Here is a 19,304-nt window from a genome sequence, read left to right on the forward strand (position 1 = left end):
CATTATGTCCCGGTCAGCGAAACCTCAAAATGGTCGCCGCCGCTTTCTGCGCGATGTCGTTCGCACAGCAGGCGGGCTGGCTGCCGTGGGTGTGGCGCTGGGGTTACAACAGCAAACCGCACGCGCATCTGGCGTGCGGTTGCGCCCGCCCGGAGCCATAAACGAGAACGCCTTTGCCAGTGCCTGTGTGCGTTGCGGTCAGTGTGTTCAGGCTTGCCCTTACGACACCTTAAAACTGGCGACGCTGGCCTCTGGTCTGTCGGCGGGCACGCCATATTTTGTCGCACGGGATATTCCTTGCGAAATGTGTGAGGACATTCCGTGCGCCAAAGTGTGCCCAAGCGGTGCGCTGGATCGTGAGATTGAATCGATCGACGACGCGCGGATGGGGCTGGCGGTACTGGTGGACCAGGAAAACTGTCTCAACTTTCAGGGGCTGCGCTGCGATGTTTGTTATCGCGAATGCCCGAAAATTGATGAGGCCATCACCTTGGAGCTGGAGCGCAACACGCGTACCGGTAAGCACGCCCGCTTTCTGCCGACGGTTCACAGCGACGCCTGTACCGGTTGCGGTAAGTGCGAAAAAGTATGCGTGCTGGAACAACCGGCAATCAAGGTGTTACCGCTGTCACTGGCGAAAGGGGAGTTAGGTCACCATTACCGCTTCGGCTGGCTGGAGGGGAACAATGGCAAATCGTAAACGTGACGCCGGGCGCGAGGCGCTGGAGAAAAAAGGCTGGTGGCGCAGTCACCGTTGGCTGGTGTTACGTCGCCTTTGTCAGTTCTTCGTGCTGGGGATGTTTTTGAGCGGTCCATGGTTTGGTGTGTGGATCTTGCACGGCAACTACAGCAGTAGCCTGTTATTCGACACCGTTCCGCTGACCGATCCGCTGATGACGCTGCAAAGTCTTGCCAGTGGTCATCTGCCTGCCACGGTGGCGTTGACCGGTGCGGTGATTATCACCGTGCTCTACGCCTTGGCGGGAAAGCGATTATTTTGCAGCTGGGTCTGCCCGCTGAACCCGATTACCGACTTAGCGAACTGGTTACGCAGGCGCTTTGACCTCAATCAGTCTGCGACGATCCCTCGCCACATTCGCTACGTGCTGTTGGTGGTCATTCTGGTGGGATCAGCCTTAACTGGCACGCTCATTTGGGAATGGATCAACCCCGTTTCTCTGATGGGGCGTAGCCTGGTAATGGGCTTCGGCAGCGGCGCGCTGCTTATTCTCGCGCTGTTTTTATTTGATCTACTGGTCGTTGAACACGGCTGGTGCGGGCACATTTGTCCGGTTGGCGCGCTGTATGGCGTGCTGGGTAGCAAAGGTGTGATTACCGTTGCGGCCAGCGATCGGCAGAAATGTAACCGCTGTATGGATTGTTTTCATGTTTGCCCGGAACCGCATGTGCTACGTGCCCCGGTGCTGGATGAACAAAGCCCGGTGCAGGTCACCAGCCGCGATTGCATGACGTGCGGTCGCTGCGTGGATGTCTGTTCTGAGGATGTATTTACAATAACTACACGATGGAGTTCGGGAGCGAAATCATGAAAAGCCATGACCTGAAGAAAGCGCTGTGTCAATGGACGGCGATGCTGGCCCTGGTGGTAAGCGGCGCGGTTTGGGCGGCTAATGGCGTCGATTTTAGCCAGTCGCCGGAAGTATCCGGGACGCAGGAAGGGGCCATTCGGATGCCAAAAGAGCAGGATCGGATGCCGCTGAACTATGTGAATCAGCCGCCAATGATCCCGCATAGCGTTGAAGGTTATCAGGTAACGACCAATACCAATCGCTGCTTGCAGTGCCACGGTGTCGAAAGCTATCGCACCACTGGCGCGCCGCGTATCAGTCCTACTCACTTTATGGACAGCGACGGCAAAGTGGGCGCGGAAGTGGCTCCGCGTCGTTATTTCTGTCTGCAATGTCACGTACCGCAGGCCGATACCGCGCCAATCGTGGGGAATACCTTTACCCCATCAAAAGGTTACGGGAAATAAGAGGTTATTATGGGAAATTCTGACCGTAAGCCTGGTCTGATTAAGCGCCTGTGGAAATGGTGGCGTACCCCCAGCCATCTGGCGCTGGGGACGCTGCTGTTGATCGGTTTTGTTGGCGGCATCGTCTTCTGGGGGGGCTTTAACACCGGGATGGAAAAAGCCAATACCGAAGAGTTCTGCATTAGCTGCCACGAAATGCGCAACACGGTGTATCAGGAATACATGGATTCCGTGCACTACAACAACCGTAGCGGCGTCCGTGCGACCTGTCCGGATTGTCACGTTCCGCACGAGTTTGTGCCGAAGATGATACGCAAGCTCAAAGCAAGTAAAGAGCTGTATGGTAAAATTTTTGGCGTTATTGACACGCCGCAGAAATTTGAAGCTCATCGTCTGACGATGGCACAGAATGAGTGGCGGCGCATGAAGGACAATAACTCGCAGGAGTGCCGTAACTGTCACAACTTCGAGTATATGGATACAACCGCCCAGAAATCGGTTGCCGCGAAGATGCATGACCAGGCGGTGAAAGATGGGCAAACCTGTATTGATTGCCATAAAGGGATCGCGCACAAGCTGCCCGATATGCGTGAAGTCGAGCCAGGTTTTTAACAGGGTTATTGCGTGGGTATGCTTGAAGCCAGAGAGGTACTTTGTGAGCGGGATGAACGAACCTTATTTAGTGGCTTGTCATTTACGCTGAACGCAGGAGAGTGGGTACAAATCACCGGTAGCAACGGCGCGGGGAAGACAACGCTTCTCCGTTTGCTGACGGGGTTGTCTCGCCCTGACGCTGGCGAGGTTCTCTGGCAAGGGCAGCCCTTGCATCAGGTACGCGACAGCTACCATCAAAACCTGTTATGGATAGGCCATCAGCCGGGGATCAAAACCCGGCTGACGGCGTTAGAAAATCTGCACTTTTATCATCGCGATGGCGATGCCGCACAATGTCTGGAAGCCTTGGCGCAGGCCGGGCTTGCCGGATTCGAAGATATTCCGGTAAATCAACTTTCTGCCGGGCAACAACGCCGCGTCGCTTTAGCGCGTCTGTGGTTGACCCGTGCCACATTATGGATCCTCGACGAGCCTTTTACCGCGATTGACGTTAACGGCGTCGATCGTCTGACCCAGCGTATGGCGCAGCATACGGAGCAGGGGGGGATTGTGATTCTGACTACCCACCAGCCGCTCAACGTTGCTGAAAGTAAAATTCGCCGCATTTCACTGACGCAAACGAGGGCCGCATGATGTTCTGGCGTATTTTCCGTCTTGAACTGCGCGTAGCGTTTCGCCATAGCGCCGAAATCGCCAACCCGCTGTGGTTCTTCCTGATTGTAATTACCCTTTTTCCGCTCAGTATCGGTCCGGAGCCGCAACTGCTGGCGCGTATTGCACCGGGCATTATCTGGGTTGCTGCGCTGCTTTCATCCTTGCTGGCGCTGGAACGACTGTTCCGTGACGATTTGCAGGACGGCAGTCTTGAACAATTGATGTTGTTGCCGTTACCCTTGCCCGCCGTTGTGCTGGCGAAGGTGATGGCGCACTGGATGGTAACCGGTCTGCCGTTACTCATCCTTTCGCCACTGGTAGCAATGCTACTGGGAATGGATGTTTATGGCTGGCAAGTGATGGCGCTGACGCTGCTGCTGGGAACGCCTACGCTTGGCTTTCTCGGTGCACCGGGCGTGGCGCTGACAGTGGGACTTAAGCGCGGTGGTGTGCTGCTCAGCATACTGGTGTTACCGCTGACTATCCCATTACTCATCTTTGCCACCGCCGCGATGGACGCGGCTTCTATGCATTTGCCCGTTGATGGGTATCTGGCAATTTTAGGCGCGTTGCTGGCAGGCACCGCGACATTAAGTCCTTTTGCGACGGCGGCAGCGTTACGAATCAGCATTCAATAACGCTGGATTACTGATTTTTGTTCGAGTCTGGTATCGAAACTATGTGGAAAACACTGCATCAACTGGCGATCCCACCACGGCTGTATCAAATCTGTGGCTGGTTTATACCGTGGCTGGCAATTGCCAGTGTGGTCGTGCTTACCGTCGGCTGGATCTGGGGATTCGGCTTTGCTCCGGCTGATTATCAGCAGGGAAATAGCTACCGCATTATCTACCTGCATGTGCCTGCGGCGATCTGGTCGATGGGCATTTATGCATCAATGGCGGTGGCGGCGTTTATTGGCCTTGTCTGGCAGATGAAAATGGCCAACCTGGCGGTGGCGGCGATGGCCCCCATTGGTGCCGTGTTTACCTTTATTGCCCTGGTTACCGGCTCTGCATGGGGAAAACCGATGTGGGGCACCTGGTGGGTATGGGATGCACGTCTGACTTCTGAACTGGTGCTGCTGTTTTTGTATGTGGGTGTGATTGCCCTGTGGCACGCCTTCGACGACCGCCGTCTGGCGGGCCGTGCGGCAGGTATCCTGGTGCTGATTGGCGTGGTGAATCTGCCGATTATTCATTACTCCGTGGAGTGGTGGAACACCCTGCATCAGGGATCAACGCGGATGCAGCAAAGTATCGATCCGGCGATGCGTTCGCCGCTGCGCTGGTCGATTTTTGGCTTCCTGCTCCTGTCTGCCACGCTGACGCTGATGCGGATGCGTAATTTGATTTTGCTGATGGAAAAACGCCGTCCGTGGGTGAGTGAACTGATACTGAAAAGAGGCCGTAAATGACCCCTGCATTTGCTTCCTGGAATGAATTTTTCGCAATGGGCGGTTACGCCTTTTTTGTCTGGCTGGCGGTGGTGATGACCGTTATTCCGCTGGTGGTTTTGGTCGTGCACTCGGTGATGCAACATCGCGCAATTCTGCGTGGTGTGGCGCAACAGCGGGCGCGTGAGGCGCGTTTACGTGCTGCGCAACAGCAGGAGGCTGCATGAATATTCGCCGTAAAAACCGCTTGTGGATTGCCTGTGCCGTGTTGGCAGGGCTGGCGCTGACTATCGGTCTGGTGCTATATGCGCTGCGCTCGAATATCGATCTCTTTTATACGCCGGGGGAAATTCTCTACGGCAAGCGTGAAACTCAGCAGATGCCGGAAGTCGGTCAGCGTCTGCGCGTTGGCGGGATGGTGATGCCGGGTAGCGTGCAGCGCGATCCCAATTCGCTGAAAGTGACCTTCACCATTTACGATGCTGAAGGCTCAGTGGATGTCTCTTACGAAGGCATTTTGCCGGATCTGTTCCGTGAAGGGCAGGGCGTTGTGGTGCAGGGCGAGCTGGAAAAAGGCAATCATATCCTCGCGAAAGAAGTGCTGGCGAAACACGACGAAAACTACACGCCGCCAGAAGTTGAGAAAGCGATGGAAGCTAACCACCGTCGCCCGGCGAGTGTTTATAAGGACCCAGCATCATGATGCCGGAAATTGGAAACGGGCTGCTGTGCTTGGCGTTAGGGATTGCGCTGCTGCTGTCCGTGTATCCGCTATGGGGCGTGGCGCGCGGAGATGCGCGCATGATGGCGTCTTCCCGCTTGTTTGCCTGGCTGCTGTTTATGTCTGTGGCTGGCGCATTTCTGGTGCTGGTCAATGCTTTCGTGGTCAACGACTTTACCGTCACCTATGTTGCCAGCAACTCCAATACCCAGCTTCCGGTGTGGTATCGCGTGGCGGCTACCTGGGGCGCGCATGAAGGTTCGCTTCTGCTGTGGGTGCTGCTGATGAGCGGCTGGACCTTTGCGGTGGCGATTTTTAGTCAGCGTATTCCGCTGGATATTGTGGCCCGTGTACTGGCGATAATGGGGATGGTCAGCGTCGGCTTTTTGCTGTTCATTCTCTTTACCTCTAACCCGTTCTCACGCACGCTGCCGAACTTCCCGATTGAAGGGCGCGATCTTAACCCGCTGTTACAGGATCCGGGGCTGATCTTCCATCCGCCTCTGCTTTATATGGGGTACGTGGGTTTCTCGGTGGCGTTTGCTTTTGCCATTGCTTCTTTGCTGAGCGGGCGTCTGGACAGCACTTATGCGCGTTTTACTCGCCCGTGGACGCTGGCGGCGTGGATTTTCCTGACGCTCGGCATTGTGCTCGGTTCCGCATGGGCCTATTACGAACTCGGCTGGGGTGGCTGGTGGTTCTGGGATCCGGTAGAAAACGCCTCGTTTATGCCGTGGCTGGTGGGGACTGCACTGATGCACTCACTGGCGGTCACTGAACAACGCGCCAGCTTCAAAGCGTGGACATTACTGCTGGCAATCAGTGCCTTCTCGTTGTGTCTGTTGGGGACTTTCCTCGTGCGTTCCGGCGTGCTGGTATCGGTACACGCGTTTGCGTCTGATCCGGCGCGCGGTATGTTTATCCTCGCCTTTATGGTGCTGGTGATTGGCGGTTCGCTGCTGCTGTTTGCCGCGCGTGGACACAAAGTTCGCTCACGCGTAAACAATGCGCTGTGGTCGCGGGAATCTTTGCTGTTAGCGAACAACGTTTTGCTGGTCGCCGCGATGCTGGTGGTGTTGCTGGGGACGCTGCTGCCGCTGGTGCACAAGCAACTTGGACTGGGCAGTATTTCGATTGGCGAACCGTTCTTCAACACCATGTTTACCTGGCTGATGGTGCCGTTTGCGCTACTGCTTGGTGTCGGTCCTCTGGTGCGCTGGGGGCGCGATCGCCCACGTAAAATCCGCAATTTATTGATTATCGCCTTCATCTCTACGCTGGTGCTGTCTCTGCTGTTGCCGTGGCTGTTCGAAAGCAAAGTTGTGGCGATGACGGTGCTCGGCCTGGCAATGGCCTGCTGGATTGCGGTGCTGGCAACTGCGGAAGCTGCGCTGCGTATTTCACGCGGCACGAAAACCACCTTCAGTTATTGGGGGATGGTGGCGGCTCACCTGGGGCTGGCAGTGACAATTGTTGGCATTGCCTTTAGCCAGAATTATAGCGTTGAGCGTGATGTGCGCATGAAGTCCGGCGATAGCGTCGATATTCATGAATATCGCTTCACCTTCCGTGATGTCAAAGAGGTGACTGGCCCGAACTGGCGCGGCGGTGTGGCGACTATTGGCGTAACGCGAGAGGGTAAACCGGAAACGGTGCTGTATGCGGAAAAACGTTATTACAACACTGCCGGGTCGATGATGACCGAAGCGGCAATTGACGGCGGCATCACGCGTGACCTGTACGCCGCGCTCGGTGAAGAGCTGGAAAACGGCGCGTGGGCCGTGCGTCTTTACTACAAACCATTTGTTCGCTGGATTTGGGCGGGCGGGCTGATGATGGCGTTGGGCGGACTGCTGTGTCTGTTTGATCCTCGCTATCGTAAGCGCGTGAGTCCGCAAAAAACTGCGCCGGAGGCCGTATGAAGCGCAAAGTATTGTTAATTCCGTTGATTATCTTCCTGGCGATTGCCGCGGCGCTGCTGTGGCAGCTGGCGCGTAATGCCGAAGGGGATGATCCGACCAATCTGGAATCGGCGCTCATTGGCAAGCCTGTGCCGAAGTTTCGTCTCGAATCACTGGACAATCCGGGGCAGTTTTATCAGGCGGATGTGCTGACTCAGGGCAAACCAGTACTGCTTAACGTCTGGGCGACTTGGTGTCCGACCTGCCGTGCGGAACATCAATATCTGAATCAGCTTTCAGCGCAGGGCATTCGCGTGGTCGGCATGAACTATAAAGACGATCGCCAGAAGGCAATCAGCTGGCTGAAAGAGCTGGGCAATCCTTACGCGCTAAGCCTGTTTGATGGCGACGGCATGTTAGGGCTGGATCTCGGTGTCTATGGCGCGCCAGAAACCTTCCTTATTGACGGCAACGGTATCATTCGCTATCGCCATGCGGGCGATCTCAATCCTCGCGTCTGGGAAGAAGAGATCAAGCCGCTGTGGGAGAAATACAGTAAGGAGGCCGCACAATGAGGTTTTTATTGGGCGTGCTGATGCTGATGATCTCCGGCTCAGCGCTGGCGACCATCGACGTGTTGCAGTTTAAAGATGAAGCACAGGAACAACAGTTCCGTCAGCTCACTGAAGAACTGCGCTGCCCGAAATGCCAGAACAACAGCATTGCCGATTCCAACTCGATGATTGCCACCGACCTGCGTCAGAAAGTGTATGAACTGATGCAGGAAGGTAAAAGTAAAAAAGAGATTGTCGATTATATGGTGGCGCGTTACGGCAACTTCGTCACTTACGATCCGCCGTTAACGCCGCTGACCGTGCTGCTGTGGGTGCTGCCAGTAGTGGCTATTGGCATTGGCGGTTGGGTCATATACGCCCGCTCGCGGCGTCGGGTACGCGTGGTGCCGGAAGCGTTTCCTGAACAAAGCGTGCCGGAAGGTAAGCGTGCCGGATATGTTGTTTATCTGCCGGGTATTGTGGTGGCGTTAATTGTGGCTGGCGTCAGCTACTACCAGACTGGCAATTATCAGCAGGTGAAAATCTGGCAGCAGGCCACGGCACAGGCTCCGGCGTTGCTGGACAGGGCGCTGGACCCGAAAGCCGATCCGCTCAACGAAGAAGAGATGTCGCGCCTTGCGCTGGGGATGCGTACTCAACTGCAAAAAAATCCGGGAGATATAGAAGGCTGGATTATGTTGGGCCGCGTTGGCATGGCGCTGGGTAACGCCAGTATCGCCACCGATGCATACGCTACTGCGTATCGCCTCGATCCGAAGAACAGCGATGCCGCACTGGGATACGCTGAAGCGTTGACTCGTTCATCTGATCCCAACGACAACCGCCTCGGCGGTGAACTGCTACGTCAGCTGGTGAGAACGGACCATAGCAATATCCGTGTGCTAAGCATGTATGCGTTTAATGCCTTTGAGCAGCAGCGATTTGGCGAAGCCGTTGCCGCGTGGGAGATGATGTTGAAACTCTTACCTGCCAACGATACTCGCCGTGCGGTGATTGAACGTAGTATCGCGCAGGCGATGCAACATTTGTCGCCGCAGGAGAGTAAATAAAAAGAGGCCCGATGGTGATGCCATCGGGCTAGACTGATGACAAAGTGCGCTTAGTTTATGCCGGATGCGGCGTGAACGCCTTATCCGGCCTACAAAATTGTGTAAATTCAATAAATTGATCGATCCACGTAGGCCTGATAAGCGTAGCGCATCAGGCAGTTTTGCGTTTGTCATAAATCTCAGCCCGATGATAAATCCATCGGGCTATTTTTATTGTGCCCCGCGTTGTTGCAGGAACAGAATGGTGGCCGCCACGCGTGAGCGGACATTGAGTTTACGCAGCAGATTGCGAATATGTACTTTTACTGTCTGCTCGGAAATATTCAACACCGATGCAATCTGTTTATTTGACAGCCCCTGTGCCAGCTCGTGCAGAACATCCAGCTCGCGCTCCGTCAGCACGCTGAAGGGATCTTCTTCCGCGCCAAACATTTCACGTTCACGTAAGTACTGATTGACGCGTTCGCTAAAGACTTTGTTGCCTTTCGCTCCGGTACGAATCGCTTCCAGCAATACTTCCGGGTCGCTGTCTTTCAACAGATAACCGTCTGCGCCTGCGTCTATCAGCGCAAAGACATCGCTGGAGGCATCGGATACGGTCAGGATAATAATTTGCGCGGTAACGCCATCCCTGCGCAAGGCATTGAGGGTATCCAGGCCACTCATACCTTTCATATTGAGATCCAGCAAGATCACGTCGATATCCAGTCTATTCGCCAGATCGATCGCGCTCGCGCCGTCGCCCGCTTCGGCGACCACTTCAAAGCCAGGATCAAGCTCCAGTAACTGACGAACACCGCGTCGCATAAGTGGATGATCATCCACAATCATCACCTGAAAAGGCGTTGCTTCAGGCATAGTAGTCTCCTGAGGTTTTATTAGAATCATTATGTTTGAGCGTAGCGTTGGTAACGCTACCAGGCGCGTGAATGTTACCCCATTTTATGTATGGACATGTAGTGAAAACTACAACCTTGTCGTTCGCTTTGGCATCATTTTCATTATAAAGACGGAATTTTGCATCAGCTTCTCATCAAGAAAAACAACTAAAAAATCAATCACAATACTTGTGCATTTCTTTAAACAGTTTTTAAAAACTGACTCCGGGTATGGAGCTATGGGTATTTTCTGTACCCAATGCTTTTAACTGCAATTAATTTCATAGGATGAAAGCTCAATGCATCAATCTGGTTCTGTTTCTCTTTGTCGTTCCGCAATATCTGTTCTGGTGGCTACAGCGTTATATTCACCCATAGCATTGGCATCAACAGTTGAGTATGGTGAGACAGTTGATGGTGTTATCCTGGAAAAAGATATCCAGCTGGTTTATGGGACCGCCAATAATACGAAAATCAATCCTGGCGGAGAACAGCATATAAAAGAATTTGGTGTAAGTAGTAATACTGAAATTAACGGAGGGTATCAATACATTGAAATGAATGGTACCGCAGAATACTCAGTATTAAATGATGGTTATCAAATTGTTCAAATGGGTGGCGCGGCAAACCAGACTACCCTCAATAATGGTGTGCTACAGGTTTATGGCCCAGCGAATGATACCACGATTAAAGGCGGGCGCTTAATCGTTGAAAAAGATGGGGGGACCGTTTTTGCCGCTATCGAAAAGGGAGGACTACTGGAGGTTAAAGAGGGGGGATTTGCGCTTGCGGTAGATCAGAAAGCAGGCGGTGCTATTAAAACAACCACGCGGGCCATGGAGGTATTCGGAACAAACCGTCTCGGTCAGTTCGATATCAAGAATGGTATTGCTAATAATATGTTGTTGGAAAACGGCGGAAGTTTGCGAGTTGAAGAAAATGACTTCGCTTATAATACTACTGTGGATAGTGGCGGCTTACTGGAGGTTATGGATGGCGGGACTGCAACTGGCGTTGATAAAAAAGCAGGCGGGAAATTAATTGTCTCAACGAATGCGCTGGAAGTGAGTGGTACAAACAGTAAAGGCCAATTTAGTATAAAGGATGGTGTGTCAAAAAATTATGAACTGGATGATGGTTCCGGGCTCATTGTTATGGAGGACACGCAGGCTATTGACACTATCCTTGATGAGCATGCCACTATGCAATCGCTGGGAAAGGATACTGGTACGAAAGTGCAGGCAAATGCGGTATATGATCTCGGTCGATCAGACCAGAATGGAAGTATCACGTATTCCTCAAAAGCCATCTCTGAAAATATGGTAATCAACAATGGCCGCGCTAATGTCTGGGCTGGCACAATGGTTAACGTGTCAGTCAGAGGGAATGATGGCATTCTTGAGGTCATGAAGCCGCAAATAAATTATGCACCCGCTATGTTGGTGGGTAAGGTAGTGGTTTCTGAGGGCGCTTCTTTTAGAACGCATGGTGCCGTGGATACCAGCAAAGCGGACGTTTCGCTCGAAAATAGCGCATGGACCATCATTGCCGATATCACTACGACGAACCAAAACACTCGCCTCAACTTAGCCAACCTTGCGATGTCCGGCGCAAATGTGATTATGATGGCTGAGCCAGTGACTCGTTCATCTGTGACGGCAAGTGCGGAAAATTTCATTACGTTGACCACCAATACCCTGTCGGGAAACGGCAATTTTTATATGCGTACCGATATGGCCAATCATCAGAGCGATCAGCTCAACGTCACCGGTCAGGCAACAGGTGATTTCAAAATATTCGTGACGGACACCGGTGCCAGCCCGGCAGCAGGAGATAGCCTTACACTGGTAACAACGGGCGGCGGTGATGCTGCATTTACGTTGGGCAATGCCGGAGGCGTTGTTGATATCGGTACGTATGAATATACCTTGCTGGATAATGGCAACCATAGCTGGAGCCTCGCAGAGAATCGCGCGCAAATTACCCCTTCAACCACCGATGTGCTGAACATGGCAGCCGCACAACCGCTGGTATTTGATGCAGAACTGGACACCGTGCGTGAGCGTCTTGGTAGCGTAAAAGGCGTTAGTTACGATACGGTGATGTGGAGTTCGGCAATTAACACCCGCAACAACGTGACCACTGATGCGGGAGCTGGTTTTGAGCAAACATTGACGGGCCTGACGCTCGGTATCGATAGCCGTTTCTCCCGTGAAGAAAGCAGTACAATTCGCGGCTTGTTCTTTGGTTACTCTCATTCTGATATTGGTTTTGATCGCGGCGGAAAAGGTAATATCGATAGCTATACCCTGGGGGCTTATGCCGGTTGGGAGCATCAGAACGGTGCCTATGTTGATGGGGTGGTGAAAGTTGACCGTTTTGCCAACACCATCCATGGCAAGATGAGTAATGGGGCAACAGCGTTTGGCGATTACAATAGTAACGGCGCGGGTGCTCATGTTGAGAGCGGGTTCCGTTGGGTTGACGGATTGTGGAGTGTTAGACCCTATCTGGCCTTTACCGGCTTTACCACAGATGGTCAGGACTACACGTTATCAAACGGCATGCGCGCGGATGTGGGAAATACCCGGATATTACGCGCTGAAGCGGGAACGGCGGTAAGCTATCACATGGACCTGCAAAACGGTACGACGCTGGAACCCTGGCTGAAAGCCGCCGTGCGTCAGGAATACGCCGATTCTAACCAGGTGAAAGTTAATGACGATGGCAAATTTAATAATGATGTGGCTGGAACCAGTGGCGTTTATCAGGCTGGGATAAGGTCATCGTTTACCCCGACGTTAAGCGGTCATTTGTCAGTCAGCTATGGCAATGGCGCAGGGGTAGAATCGCCGTGGAATACTCAGGCGGGTGTGGTCTGGACGTTCTGATAACAGAAAATAAACAGGCTGTGATGTGTCACGGTCTGTTTATCGAATTAATTGCAGATATAAAAAAACCAACCGTAAGGGTTGGTTTTTTCTTGGGATTTTTGGTCGGCACGAGAGGATTTGAACCTCCGACCCCCGACACCCCATGACGGTGCGCTACCAAGCTGCGCTACGTGCCGACTCGTGGCTGCTAATACTACCGTTTTCCACACCGATTGCAAGTAAGATATTTCGCTAACTGATTTATAATTAATCAGTTAGCGATAAAACGCTTCTCGTCTGTCAGCACTTGCAATAACAAACTTAACTGTGGTTTTTCATCTTTCACTCTTTCACCACGTAAGTTGTAAGTGCGGTATTTACCGTTATTGTTCAGCACCAGCGTCTTTTTCGGGGTGGTAATTGCCAGCGTATCGTTATCCGCAGCAGTAACCCAGTAATGACGGCGTTGAGGGTTGAACAAATCCTGACCTTGCGAATATTCGCTGGCAGGTGTGCTGACATGCAGCAGGCGTTGCATCAGCGTCGTCATCAGATCGGTATGATCAGTCAGAGCATTAATACGCTGCGCCGGCGTGCCTGGCCAGTGAATCACTAATGGCACCTGCAGATGACCGTGGGACCAGTCAAAGGTTTCTTCCTCTTCGCTCAGTGGAATACCCCGACCGGCAGTGATAATCACCACCGTATTGTCCAGTTTGCCAGAATCACGCAGTGCATTGAGCACGCGTTTGATCTGGTCATCGACATTGCCTGCCGCCCGGCTATATTTCCGTGCAAATGCCTGCTGATTGCTGTCGTCAATGTTAGTGCCATTGAAAGAAACCCACGAGAACCAGCGGTTATCTTCTTGTGCGTAGCGGCCCAGCCAGTTGATCCACTGCGTGGCGGTCTGATCGTCAGATTGGGTGCGTACGCTCGGCATCGAGAAATCTGACAACAATGCCTGGCGATACAGCGGGCTGGTAAAGCCATCTGATGAGAATAACCCCAGCTGATAGCCTTGCTGATTAAGCGCAGTAATTAATGCCGCAGGCGTACGGGTCGACAGAATGCCGTCCATATAGCTCGGCGAGATGCCATAGAACAGGCCAAAGATGCCGTTGTCTGTAGTGTTGCCGGAGCTCATATGGCGCGTGAACGAAATATTTTGCTCAGCAAAACCTGCCAGCGCAGGCATCTGCTTCTCGAAGCGTGAGTAGTTCAGGCCATCGACAGTAATCAACAGCACATTCTGCCCGGTGCCCATATCGCGATAGCGCAGTTCGCTTAACGGATACTGTACGGAAACGGTGTCTGGATTACCTTGCTCAATAAGACGGCGTTGATACTCCTGCGCATCAAGCAGGCCATGCTTCTCAAGGAAACGTCGCGCCGTCATCGGGTACGAAAGCGGCAGGTTAGCGCGCTGCATGGTGATCGGGCGATAGAAGTTGGCATCGGCCCAGATATACACCACATGCGAGGCGATAAAGGCGATAAATAAGAATGCGGCCAGCGGGCGCGCGAAGCGTCGACGACGCGTCAGGCTGCGCAGCTTTTGCCAGCTCCACGTCGCAAACACCAGTTCAAGCAATAAAATAACCGGCACGCTGATGAACATCAGCTGCCAGTCGCGCGCCATCTCATTTTCGTCTGGGTTGATAACCAACTGCCAGACGATGGGATTAAGATGGAGATGGAAACGAGTAAAGACTTCGCTATCGATCAGTAATAGCGTCATTCCCGCCGTCGCCAGAATGACGGACAAAAACCTCATCAGCCTCTGGGAGCCGACGATAAAGGTCAGCGGGAAGAGGATCAGCAAGTAGGTGGCGAACACCAGGAAGCTGAAATGGCCGATAATGCTTACGTAGGAATAAATGCGACCAGCAAGCGTTGTCGGCCAGTCGGCGATAAACAGGTAACGGCTGCCAATGACGAGCGAAAGCAGAATATTGAACAGTGCAAACCAGTGCCCCCAACTGACCATCTGGGAGACTTTTTCACGGTAGCGCTGACGATGAGTTACCATAACCTGTTATCTGTTTCCCTTAGTGCGCTTTGTCTTCGTTGATAGAGGACTGTAAGGCGCGGGCAAAAGAGTTGGCAATTGCCTGGCGTTGGGCCGGGGCAATGCTGGTGTTGATAAGGTTAGTGACCATGTTGCCTAACACCATCAGGGAAAGGTCGGTCGGAGCCTTATGTTTTTCCAGTACGTTGAGCAGCTCTGCGAGCAATTGTTCAACCTGTTCATTACTGTAGCGGGAAATTTGTGGCATAAATCGAAATCAGTTAGTTGATGAAAGGGCAACATATTACCGTAGCAACGGTTTTTTTTCTGCTTTTTTATGCGTTAAATCATTCTCGTTACGCTGCCTTCTGTAAAATGACCGCCATCTTTTATTGCGTCGCTTAACCGGCGGTGGTTGAATACCGCCCGGTCTTAAAGGAGAGTTTATCATGAGTCTGGATATCAACCAGATTGCTCTGCACCAGCTTATCAAGCGTGATGAGCAGAACCTTGAGCTGGTGTTGCGCGATTCATTGCTGGAACCGACAGAAACCGTCGTTGAGATGGTGGCAGAACTGCATCGGGTCTATAGCGCCAAAAATAAAGCTTACGGCTTGTTTAGCGAAGAGAGTGAACTGGCGCAGACGCTGCGCTTACAGCGTCAGGGCGAAGAGGACTTTCTGGCATTTAGCCGCGCGGCAACCGGTCGCCTGCGTGACGAATTAGCGAAATATCCTTTTGCTGACGGTGGATTCGTGCTGTTTTGCCACTACCGTTATCTGGCGGTGGAGTATCTGCTGGTGGCAGTTCTGAGCAACCTGAGCAGTATGCGCGTTAACGAAAATCTCGACATCAACCCAACCCATTATCTTGATATCAATCATGCGGATATTGTTGCGCGTATCGATTTAACCGAATGGGAAACCAATCCAGAGTCCACCCGCTATCTCACTTTCCTGAAAGGGCGAGTAGGGCGCAAAGTGGCGGATTTCTTTATGGATTTCCTCGGGGCCAGCGAAGGATTGAACGCGAAAGCGCAAAACCGTGGGCTGTTGCAAGCGGTTGATGATTTCACTGCCGAAGCACAACTGGATAAAGCAGAGCGACAGAACGTGCGCCAGCAGGTTTATAGCTACTGTAATGAGCAGCTGCAGGCAGGCGAAGAGATCGAACTGGAATCGCTGTCGAAAGAGCTGGCAGGCGTAAGCGAAGTGAGCTTCACGGAGTTTGCGGCTGAAAAAGGCTACGAACTGGAAGAGAGCTTCCCGGCAGACCGTAGCACACTGCGTCAGTTGACGAAGTTTGCCGGTAGCGGCGGTGGCTTGACTATTAACTTTGATGCGATGCTGTTAGGTGAACGCATCTTCTGGGATCCAGCAACCGATACCTTGACCATTAAAGGCACGCCGCCGAATTTGCGCGACCAATTGCAGCGCCGGACGTCTGGCGGCAATTAATCGGTTTTGTGTTCTGAATGCCAGATGCGGCGTGAACGCCTTATCTGGCCTGCAAAAAATAGCAATACCGTAATCAGGCATAATCTGCAGATACAAAAAACCCCGCCGGAGCGGGGTTTTTTACAACTTATTCAGCAATTAAGCGCGAACGAAGTCGATGTGCTGCAGCTTCGGTTTGTACGGGTGACGCTGTACGTCCTGAGCTTTAACTTTGATTTCTTTACCGTCAACAACGATGGTCAGAACTTCGCTGTAGAATTCAGCTTTAGCTTGCATGTTCATGACTTTGTCGTGATCCAGCTCGATAGCCAGCGGTGCTTCTTTGCCACCGTAGATGATTGCCGGGAACTTGTTAGCGGCACGCAGGCGGCGGCTCGCACCCTTACCCTGCTCTTTACGTACTTCTGCGTTGATAGTAAACATTTCTTTCTCTCTTAAATTAATCCTGCTACAGGCGACCCAGCAACAGGTAAGTGATCTGCTTTGCGTATGCAAAAGCGGGCGAGATTCTATACTCAATCGCCTTATACATCAATCAAAACTACCATTAACCGCGTAATTCGTGCGCCCGACGAAAACGACCTTCGTAATCGAACACTTTTTCACGCACTTGCCAGTACTGACCTTTCATGCGGGCGACGACAAAATCCGGATGTCGCAGTAAGGCTTGCTGGGCGAGGATATCGGCGGCGGTGATCCAGCGCAGAGGGATGCCCGGTGTGCGCGTATGCGGGCGGATAAAAAGCTGCTCGAAGGCGGTACGCTGGGCGGGCGTTTGCAGACGGAAACGCTCACTCACATCCGCGCCGTCTTCATCGTAATAGGTGATTTTCAACCATTCGCCTTTCTCGTCGTGCCCATGCTGCAAAGACATGCCGCTACAGCGTAATACCAGCGCATCTTTCAGTCGTAGCGCCGCTTTTAACATATCATCCGGATCAACCAGTACCGTGTCACATTCGCGGCAGCGGCGAGCGGCAATATCATTTTCTGCGTTACATTGCGGGCAATTTTTAAAACGGAAACGGAAGTCACACTGTTCGCGATGACCGTCGTCATCTTCAAACCATCCCTGACAGCGGCGACCAAAGTGTTCAATCAATGTCCCGTCGGCGGTCGTTTTCCCCCAAAAGGTGTTGGCAAAACCGCAGGCAGGGCAGAAAACCTGTACCGGAACGTTGTCACTTTTGCCTTTCGGTGTACCAACTTCCGGCGCGTAGAGATCGTGAGGATTACCCGCATAATCAAGAATTAAACAATCAGTCTTGCCCGGAGCGAGACGCAGACCGCGCCCGACAATTTGTTGGTAAAGACTCACTGATTCGGTAGGGCGCAGAATGGCGATAAGATCGACGTGCGGGGCGTCAAATCCGGTGGTCAGTACTGCGACGTTGACCAGATAGCGAAAACGCTGGGCTTTAAAATCTTCAATTAACACATCGCGCTCAGCGCCGGGGGGGTCGCCAGTAATCAGTGCAGCATCTTCGGCAGGCAGTAATCCCACAATCTCTTTTGCGTGTTCAACGGTGGCGGCGAAAATCATTACCCCTTTGCGCTTTTCGGCGAACTCCATGATCTGGCTGATGATATGTGGCGTAATGCGTTGCTGTTTTTTCAGCTCACGGTTGAGATCAGCTTCGCTGAACAGCCCGTTACTCTGTGCCTGCAAGCGGCTGAAATCGTATTGCACTACTGGCATATCCAGTCGTTCTGGCGGCGTCAGATAGCCGTGTTTAATCATATAACGCAGCGGCAGCTCATAAATGCAGTCACGGAAAAGGGCTTTCTCATCGCCGCGTACCATGCCGTGATAATGGAACTGGTAGATCCAGCCTTTGCCCAATCGAAAAGGCGTGGCAGTCAGCCCCAGCAGGCGTAAGTGGGGATTCACTTTAGTCAGGTGAGTGAGGATTTGCTGATACTGGCTCTCTTCATCGTCACCAATACGGTGGCATTCATCGACAATCAACAGCGAAAATTCACCCTGAAAGGCATCAAGATTACGGGCGACCGACTGAACGCTGCCAAATACCACTTTACCGTGGCTCTCTTTGCGCTTTAGCCCGGCGGCAAAAATATCGGCTTCCAGCCCCAGCGCCTGATACTTTGCATGGTTTTGCGCCACCAGTTCTTTAACGTGTGCCAGCACCAGTACGCGACCACGCGCCAGCCGTGCCAGTTCCGCTATCACCAGGCTTTTACCTGCGCCGGTGGGCAGCACGATAACGGCAGGGGTTTTATGACGACGAAAATGGTTGAGCGTGGCATCCACGGCTTCTTGCTGATATGGGCGGAGTGTAAAAATCATGGTTTCGCGTAGGTAGATTATTCTGCTAATAGTATGCCACGGTTCTTTTTCCCTTGAGGGAAGTTATTAGACCGCTATACTGGGCAGACAACAGTTCAGATTTTCGGGTCATTACCCGACCTCCGTTTTTTACAGGCAAAATCACACACATGCGACTTGATAAATTTATCGCACAGCAACTCGGCGTTAGCCGTGCTATTGCCGGGCGTGAAATCCGCGGCAATCGTGTCACCGTCGATGGCGAAATCGTTCGTAATGCAGCGTTCAAACTGCTCCCTGAACATGATGTCGCTTACGATGGCAACCCGCTGGCGCAGCAACACGGTCCACGTTACTTCATGCTCAATAAGCCTCAGGGCTATGTTTGCTCCACGGACGACCCGGATCACCCGACGGTGCTCTATTTTCTGGATGAACCGGTAGCGTGGAAACTGCACGCCGCAGGACGTCTGGATATCGATACCACCGGTCTGGTGCTGATGACTGATGATGGTCAGTGGTCGCACCGCATTACTTCTCCGCGCCATCATTGCGAGAAGACCTATCTGGTGACACTGGAATCACCTGTAGCTGACGATACGGCAGAGCAATTTGCTAAAGGCGTGCAGCTGCATAACGAAAAAGATCTCACTAAGCCGGCGGTGCTTGAAGTGATTACCCCAACGCAGGTTCGTCTGACCATCAGCGAAGGGCGTTATCATCAGGTGAAACGCATGTTCGCCGCCGTGGGTAACCACGTGGTTGAGCTGCATCGTGAACGTATTGGCGGTATTACGCTGGATGCTGATTTAGCCCCCGGTGAATATCGTCCGTTAACTGAAGAAGAAATTGCCAGCGTCGTCTAACTTTTCAATGACTTTCAGGAGCCCG

At 52.7% G+C, this 19,304-nt stretch carries 20 protein-coding genes and 1 tRNA gene; 15 read left to right on the forward strand and 6 right to left on the reverse strand.

What is annotated here, in order from left to right:
* Window positions 1–4 precede the first annotated feature (4 nt).
* The 12 genes from napG to ccmH are packed head-to-tail and all read left to right on the forward strand — an operon-like array spanning window position 5 to window position 8,907.
* A complete protein-coding gene (gene napG / locus ACUU1I_RS04210) occupies window positions 5–700 on the forward strand; it encodes a ferredoxin-type protein NapG (RefSeq protein WP_000091291.1) in 696 nt (231 codons plus the stop codon).
* Window positions 687–1,550 carry a quinol dehydrogenase ferredoxin subunit NapH gene (gene napH / locus ACUU1I_RS04215; RefSeq protein WP_000013513.1) on the forward strand — a complete coding sequence of 288 codons (864 nt, stop codon included), beginning with the start codon at window positions 687–689 and terminating at the stop codon, window positions 1,548–1,550. The genes napG and napH overlap by 14 nt, the downstream gene beginning before the upstream one ends.
* Window positions 1,547–1,996 (forward strand): nitrate reductase cytochrome c-type subunit, encoded by a 450-nt coding sequence (gene napB, locus ACUU1I_RS04220; protein ID WP_000835174.1) that lies wholly within the window; start codon window positions 1,547–1,549, stop codon window positions 1,994–1,996. The genes napH and napB overlap by 4 nt, the downstream gene beginning before the upstream one ends.
* Before the next feature lie 9 nt (window positions 1,997–2,005).
* Window positions 2,006–2,608, forward strand: a complete 603-nt coding sequence (gene napC / locus ACUU1I_RS04225) for a cytochrome c-type protein NapC (protein WP_000528367.1) — start codon at window positions 2,006–2,008, stop codon at window positions 2,606–2,608.
* A gap of 12 nt (window positions 2,609–2,620) precedes the next feature.
* The gene (gene ccmA, locus ACUU1I_RS04230; protein WP_000525602.1) at window positions 2,621–3,244 is read left to right on the forward strand and encodes a cytochrome c biogenesis heme-transporting ATPase CcmA; all 624 of its coding nucleotides are present in this window, start codon (window positions 2,621–2,623) and stop codon (window positions 3,242–3,244) included.
* Window positions 3,241–3,903 carry a heme exporter protein CcmB gene (gene ccmB, locus ACUU1I_RS04235; protein WP_000971730.1) on the forward strand — a complete coding sequence of 221 codons (663 nt, stop codon included), beginning with the start codon at window positions 3,241–3,243 and terminating at the stop codon, window positions 3,901–3,903. Before ccmA ends, ccmB begins: the two co-directional genes overlap by 4 nt.
* Window positions 3,904–3,944: 41 nt before the next feature.
* Entirely contained in the window at window positions 3,945–4,682 is a 738-nt protein-coding gene (ccmC, locus tag ACUU1I_RS04240) for a heme exporter protein CcmC (protein WP_001295447.1), read from the forward strand.
* Window positions 4,679–4,888 carry a heme exporter protein CcmD gene (gene ccmD, locus ACUU1I_RS04245; protein ID WP_000186540.1) on the forward strand — a complete coding sequence of 70 codons (210 nt, stop codon included), beginning with the start codon at window positions 4,679–4,681 and terminating at the stop codon, window positions 4,886–4,888. Before ccmC ends, ccmD begins: the two co-directional genes overlap by 4 nt.
* Window positions 4,885–5,364, forward strand: coding sequence for a cytochrome c maturation protein CcmE (gene ccmE, locus ACUU1I_RS04250; RefSeq protein WP_001026418.1), 480 nt, complete (start codon window positions 4,885–4,887; stop codon window positions 5,362–5,364). The genes ccmD and ccmE overlap by 4 nt, the downstream gene beginning before the upstream one ends.
* Window positions 5,361–7,304, forward strand: a complete 1,944-nt coding sequence (ccmF, locus tag ACUU1I_RS04255; RefSeq protein ID WP_000982459.1) for a cytochrome c-type biogenesis heme lyase CcmF — start codon at window positions 5,361–5,363, stop codon at window positions 7,302–7,304. Before ccmE ends, ccmF begins: the two co-directional genes overlap by 4 nt.
* The gene (gene dsbE, locus ACUU1I_RS04260) at window positions 7,301–7,858 is read left to right on the forward strand and encodes a thiol:disulfide interchange protein DsbE (protein WP_000824439.1); all 558 of its coding nucleotides are present in this window, start codon (window positions 7,301–7,303) and stop codon (window positions 7,856–7,858) included. Before ccmF ends, dsbE begins: the two co-directional genes overlap by 4 nt.
* The gene (gene ccmH, locus ACUU1I_RS04265) at window positions 7,855–8,907 is read left to right on the forward strand and encodes a cytochrome c-type biogenesis thiol:disulfide oxidoreductase CcmH (RefSeq protein ID WP_001211575.1); all 1,053 of its coding nucleotides are present in this window, start codon (window positions 7,855–7,857) and stop codon (window positions 8,905–8,907) included. The genes dsbE and ccmH overlap by 4 nt, the downstream gene beginning before the upstream one ends.
* A gap of 210 nt (window positions 8,908–9,117) precedes the next feature.
* Here ccmH and narP read toward each other — a convergent pair whose 3' ends face one another.
* Entirely contained in the window at window positions 9,118–9,765 is a 648-nt protein-coding gene (gene narP / locus ACUU1I_RS04270; RefSeq protein ID WP_005069774.1) for a nitrate/nitrite response regulator protein NarP, read from the reverse strand.
* Window positions 9,766–10,084: 319 nt separating this feature from the next.
* On the opposite strand from narP, the gene yejO reads away from it, so the two are divergent.
* Window positions 10,085–12,676, forward strand: coding sequence for an autotransporter YejO (yejO, locus tag ACUU1I_RS04275; RefSeq protein ID WP_005063684.1), 2,592 nt, complete (start codon window positions 10,085–10,087; stop codon window positions 12,674–12,676).
* A gap of 102 nt (window positions 12,677–12,778) precedes the next feature.
* Here yejO and ACUU1I_RS04280 read toward each other — a convergent pair.
* The 3 genes from ACUU1I_RS04280 to ACUU1I_RS04290 form a co-directional block, all read right to left on the reverse strand.
* Window positions 12,779–12,855 (reverse strand) — tRNA-Pro (locus ACUU1I_RS04280).
* 74 nt (window positions 12,856–12,929) lie between these two features.
* Window positions 12,930–14,690 carry an LPS biosynthesis-modulating metalloenzyme YejM gene (gene yejM / locus ACUU1I_RS04285; RefSeq protein WP_000256211.1) on the reverse strand — a complete coding sequence of 587 codons (1,761 nt, stop codon included), beginning with the start codon at window positions 14,688–14,690 and terminating at the stop codon, window positions 12,930–12,932.
* Window positions 14,691–14,709: 19 nt separating this feature from the next.
* The gene (locus tag ACUU1I_RS04290) at window positions 14,710–14,937 is read right to left on the reverse strand and encodes a YejL family protein (RefSeq protein WP_001135672.1); all 228 of its coding nucleotides are present in this window, start codon (window positions 14,935–14,937) and stop codon (window positions 14,710–14,712) included.
* Between the two features lie 181 nt (window positions 14,938–15,118).
* Here ACUU1I_RS04290 and yejK point away from each other — a divergent pair, with 181 nt between their 5' ends.
* Complete coding sequence (gene yejK / locus ACUU1I_RS04295; protein WP_000050789.1) at window positions 15,119–16,126, forward strand: nucleoid-associated protein YejK; 1,008 nt, start codon at window positions 15,119–15,121, stop codon at window positions 16,124–16,126.
* 138 nt (window positions 16,127–16,264) lie between these two features.
* Here the strand turns inward: yejK and rplY are convergent, their stop codons facing one another.
* Together rplY and ACUU1I_RS04305 are read right to left on the reverse strand one after the other, a co-directional pair.
* Window positions 16,265–16,549, reverse strand: coding sequence for a 50S ribosomal protein L25 (gene rplY / locus ACUU1I_RS04300; RefSeq protein ID WP_000494183.1), 285 nt, complete (start codon window positions 16,547–16,549; stop codon window positions 16,265–16,267).
* Between the two features lie 124 nt (window positions 16,550–16,673).
* Window positions 16,674–18,434, reverse strand: coding sequence for a DEAD/DEAH box helicase (locus ACUU1I_RS04305; protein ID WP_000578070.1), 1,761 nt, complete (start codon window positions 18,432–18,434; stop codon window positions 16,674–16,676).
* Between the two features lie 149 nt (window positions 18,435–18,583).
* Here ACUU1I_RS04305 and rsuA point away from each other — a divergent pair, with 149 nt between their 5' ends.
* Complete coding sequence (gene rsuA, locus ACUU1I_RS04310; RefSeq protein WP_001234850.1) at window positions 18,584–19,279, forward strand: 16S rRNA pseudouridine(516) synthase RsuA; 696 nt, start codon at window positions 18,584–18,586, stop codon at window positions 19,277–19,279.
* Window positions 19,280–19,304: the final 25 nt, after the last annotated feature.

The organism is Shigella sp. SIG3, assembly GCF_053555855.1.

What these genes read in the sequence shown, in the direction of transcription:
- napG (WP_000091291.1), top strand. Translation starts at nt 5, where the DNA reads ATGTCCCGGTCAGCGAAACCTCAAAATGGTCGCCGCCGCTTTCTGCGC.
- napH (WP_000013513.1), top strand. Translation starts at nt 687, where the DNA reads ATGGCAAATCGTAAACGTGACGCCGGGCGCGAGGCGCTGGAGAAAAAA.
- napB (WP_000835174.1), top strand. Translation starts at nt 1,547, where the DNA reads ATGAAAAGCCATGACCTGAAGAAAGCGCTGTGTCAATGGACGGCGATG.
- napC (WP_000528367.1), top strand. Translation starts at nt 2,006, where the DNA reads ATGGGAAATTCTGACCGTAAGCCTGGTCTGATTAAGCGCCTGTGGAAA.
- ccmB (WP_000971730.1), top strand. Translation starts at nt 3,241, where the DNA reads ATGATGTTCTGGCGTATTTTCCGTCTTGAACTGCGCGTAGCGTTTCGC.
- ccmC (WP_001295447.1), top strand. Translation starts at nt 3,945, where the DNA reads ATGTGGAAAACACTGCATCAACTGGCGATCCCACCACGGCTGTATCAA.
- ccmD (WP_000186540.1), top strand. Translation starts at nt 4,679, where the DNA reads ATGACCCCTGCATTTGCTTCCTGGAATGAATTTTTCGCAATGGGCGGT.
- ccmE (WP_001026418.1), top strand. Translation starts at nt 4,885, where the DNA reads ATGAATATTCGCCGTAAAAACCGCTTGTGGATTGCCTGTGCCGTGTTG.
- ccmF (WP_000982459.1), top strand. Translation starts at nt 5,361, where the DNA reads ATGATGCCGGAAATTGGAAACGGGCTGCTGTGCTTGGCGTTAGGGATT.
- dsbE (WP_000824439.1), top strand. Translation starts at nt 7,301, where the DNA reads ATGAAGCGCAAAGTATTGTTAATTCCGTTGATTATCTTCCTGGCGATT.
- ccmH (WP_001211575.1), top strand. Translation starts at nt 7,855, where the DNA reads ATGAGGTTTTTATTGGGCGTGCTGATGCTGATGATCTCCGGCTCAGCG.
- narP (WP_005069774.1), bottom strand. Translation starts at nt 9,765, where the DNA reads ATGCCTGAAGCAACGCCTTTTCAGGTGATGATTGTGGATGATCATCCA.
- yejO (WP_005063684.1), top strand. Translation starts at nt 10,085, where the DNA reads ATGCATCAATCTGGTTCTGTTTCTCTTTGTCGTTCCGCAATATCTGTT.
- yejM (WP_000256211.1), bottom strand. Translation starts at nt 14,690, where the DNA reads ATGGTAACTCATCGTCAGCGCTACCGTGAAAAAGTCTCCCAGATGGTC.
- ACUU1I_RS04290 (WP_001135672.1), bottom strand. Translation starts at nt 14,937, where the DNA reads ATGCCACAAATTTCCCGCTACAGTAATGAACAGGTTGAACAATTGCTC.
- yejK (WP_000050789.1), top strand. Translation starts at nt 15,119, where the DNA reads ATGAGTCTGGATATCAACCAGATTGCTCTGCACCAGCTTATCAAGCGT.
- rplY (WP_000494183.1), bottom strand. Translation starts at nt 16,549, where the DNA reads ATGTTTACTATCAACGCAGAAGTACGTAAAGAGCAGGGTAAGGGTGCG.
- ACUU1I_RS04305 (WP_000578070.1), bottom strand. Translation starts at nt 18,434, where the DNA reads ATGATTTTTACACTCCGCCCATATCAGCAAGAAGCCGTGGATGCCACG.
- rsuA (WP_001234850.1), top strand. Translation starts at nt 18,584, where the DNA reads ATGCGACTTGATAAATTTATCGCACAGCAACTCGGCGTTAGCCGTGCT.